This is a genomic window from Elstera litoralis (assembly GCF_000963705.1).
GTDB classification, from domain to species: Bacteria; Pseudomonadota; Alphaproteobacteria; order Elsterales; family Elsteraceae; genus Elstera; species Elstera litoralis.
The window spans coordinates 1-2,664 of the sequence record NZ_LAJY01000497.1 but is presented as its reverse complement, the minus strand read 5'-3'; the positions used below and the strand labels follow the sequence as shown (position 1 = coordinate 2,664).

Below are 2,664 nucleotides of genomic sequence, written 5' to 3'. Positions count from 1 at the left end.
ACCTGCTTCACTTCCGGGCGGGCGGCGAGCCAGTCGGCCAATTCCAGCGCAACTTTCTCCTGATGTTTCAAGCGCACGTCCATCGACCGCAGCCCGCGCAGCAGCAGATAGCAATCGTCGGGCGCAAGCGAAATGCCGAGGTCGCGCACGGTTTGGCGCACCAGCGGCTCGCAGGCTTCGGTAAAGCTAATCGTTCCGGCGAGAAGGTCGGAATGGCCGGACATATATTTGGTCGCGGCCTGAATGGAGATATCGACGCCGTGTTGGAACGGCTTGAAATAAAGCGGCGTCGCCCAGGTATTATCCAATAAAACCAAGATATTGCGGGCGTGGGCGGCGGTGGCAATCGCCGGAATATCTTGGATTTCGAACGTATAGGAGCCGGGCGATTCGGTGAGGATTGCGCGGGTGTTCGGCTTGAACAGTTTGGCGATATCGGCCCCGAGCAGCGGATCGTAATATTCCACCTCAACGCCAAAACGCGTGAGGATATGATTTGAGAAGCGCCGCCCCGGCCCATAGGCGCTATCGGTGATGAGAAGATGATCGCCCGCCTTTAGAACCGCCAGAAGCGCCGCCGTAATTGCGGCAAGGCCGGAGGGAACCACACAGGCCCCGTGGGCGCCTTCAAGCTCGGCGACAGCGGTTTCAACGGCAAAACGTCGTCGGCGTGCCATTGAGGCCGTAGGTCGTTCGCCCAGTTTCATTGGGGCGCAGATTGCTCTGCTCGAACGCGGCCAGCGTCGGGAACAGAACGGTCGAGCCGCGATGAACAGGAAGATTGACCAGCCCATCATAGGCGTGCGGTGCGCGGCCTAAGGTGGTGAGGCGCGTCGCGTCTTTAAACAGCTTGGAGTCCGACATTATAACCCTCAGTTATGGAGGTGCTCAGCGAAAGAATAGCCAGCGACTCGGGAGTTCCCTAATGCCTTCGATTCAGTCTATCGTGATAGAGACACAAGCGATTGCCATCGCCAAGCCCCCGTTCTTTTCACTTGAAACCAACGGGATTAGCCCTTTGCGGAAATGTGTCAGAAATTTTTTCGCAATGTGTTTAAAGATGATTGACCGAAACCCGATATTCTGAAAAAAACATGTCTAGGTGCACTGGCATAAACGCCAGCATCGGCAGGATCGAGCCCTGGGGATGGGGACGGTTTCGGTCGGTGATGTTACTCTAAAGACACCAGTTTCGTGAACAGGCCCCGCCAAGTCGGGAATGAGGAGTTGAGGGAATGAGCAAGATGACCTTCACGTTTGCTAATGTACTGGCCGCCGGTGCAGTAGCGCTGTTCGCCGCCGGTGCCGCACAGGCCCAGGGCGCAGGCACGCTGGCTGCCGTTAAGCAGCGCGGTGTTGTGAACTGCGGCGTGAACACCAGCCTGCCGGGCTTTTCGGCTCCGGATGCGCAAGGCAATTGGACCGGCCTCGATGTCGACACCTGTAAGGCGGTTGCCGCTTCGGTGCTCGGCGATGCCAAGAAAGTGAAATATTTCCCGCTGAACGCGCAGCAACGCTTTGCCGCGCTGCAATCGGGCGAAATCGATCTTCTGGCCCGTAACACCACCTGGACCCAGTCGCGCGACACGTCGCTCGGCCTGAACTTTGCCCCGGTGACCTTCTTCGATGGTCAGGGCTTTATGGTCTCCAAGAAGCTCGGCGTGAAGAGCGCTAAGGAACTGAACGGCGCCACCGTTTGCGTGCAGCCGGGCACGACCACCGAATTGAACCTCGCGGATTATTTCCGTGCCAATAAGATGGATTTCAAGCCGGTCGTTATTCAGGAACTGGCCGAGGTTGAAGCCGCCTTCTTCGCAGGTCGTTGCGACGTTTACACGACGGATGCTTCGGGCCTTGCCTCGACCCGTGCTGCCCGCGCCGCGAATGCCGAAGATTATGTGATCCTGCCGGAACTGGTTTCCAAGGAGCCGCTGGCCCCCGCCGTCCGTCAGGGCGATGACGAATGGTACAATATCGTCTTCTGGACGGTAACGGCCCTCGTTGAAGCCGAAGAGCTCGGCGTGACCTCGAAGAATGCCGACGATCTGAAGAAGTCCGACAATCCGGCCGTGAAGCGCTTCTTGGGCGTAACGCCGGGCATGGGCAAGAACCTCAATCTGTCGGAAGAATGGGCCTACAATGCCATTAAGGCCGTTGGTAACTACGGCGAAGTCTTCGAGCGCAATGTGGGCAAGGCGACCCCGCTGAAGCTGGAACGCGGTCTGAACGCGCTGTGGACCAAGGGCGGCCTGCAATACGCCATGCCGGTGCGCTAAGCGCACCTCCCAAGCTTGATCGGTCGATGGAATCGACCGATCTTGGCTTCAGGCTTTAGGGAAGGGCGCCGATCTCGCCCGCGCATCGCGTGGGTTCGGGTTCGGCGCCTTTTCTCTATCTTGGGCGTGAGGCTAAAGTTTCGGGCCAGAGGGTTGGGCATGCAGTTTGCATGGCTCAGCAGACAGTGATGCTGACGCCGGGGAGATTTCCATGACGGATCGGCGAAGCGGGGCAAGGGTCATCGAGAAGCCGAAAACGGCTTTTTGGAATGATCGCGATGTCCGCGCAGTCCTTTTTCAGATTCTAATCGTGCTTTTGGTGCTGGCTGCGGGCTGGTATCTTATTCACAATACGCTCACCAATCTCGAAAACCGCAAAATCGCGACC

At 58.1% G+C, this 2,664-nt stretch carries 3 protein-coding genes; 1 reads left to right on the top strand and 2 read right to left on the bottom strand.

Going from position 1 to position 2,664, the window contains the following annotated elements:
* Both VZ95_RS16370 and VZ95_RS25820 read right to left on the bottom strand, forming a co-directional pair.
* The coding region (locus VZ95_RS16370; protein ID WP_198148352.1) for a PLP-dependent transferase at nt 1-677 on the bottom strand (677 nt) is incomplete at its 3' end.
* Nucleotides 649-864 carry a hypothetical protein gene (locus VZ95_RS25820; RefSeq protein WP_052711861.1) on the bottom strand — a complete coding sequence of 72 codons (216 nt, stop codon included), beginning with the start codon at nt 862-864 and terminating at the stop codon, nt 649-651. The genes VZ95_RS16370 and VZ95_RS25820, both read right to left, overlap by 29 nt.
* Before the next feature lie 380 nt (nt 865-1,244).
* Between VZ95_RS25820 and VZ95_RS16365 the strand changes: the two genes are divergently transcribed.
* Nucleotides 1,245-2,276, top strand: a complete 1,032-nt coding sequence (locus tag VZ95_RS16365) for an amino acid ABC transporter substrate-binding protein (protein WP_045776808.1) — start codon at nt 1,245-1,247, stop codon at nt 2,274-2,276.
* The last annotated feature ends 388 nt before the right edge of the window (nt 2,277-2,664 follow it).

What these genes read in the sequence shown, in the direction of transcription:
- VZ95_RS25820 (WP_052711861.1), bottom strand. Translation starts at nt 864, where the DNA reads ATGTCGGACTCCAAGCTGTTTAAAGACGCGACGCGCCTCACCACCTTA.
- VZ95_RS16365 (WP_045776808.1), top strand. Translation starts at nt 1,245, where the DNA reads ATGACCTTCACGTTTGCTAATGTACTGGCCGCCGGTGCAGTAGCGCTG.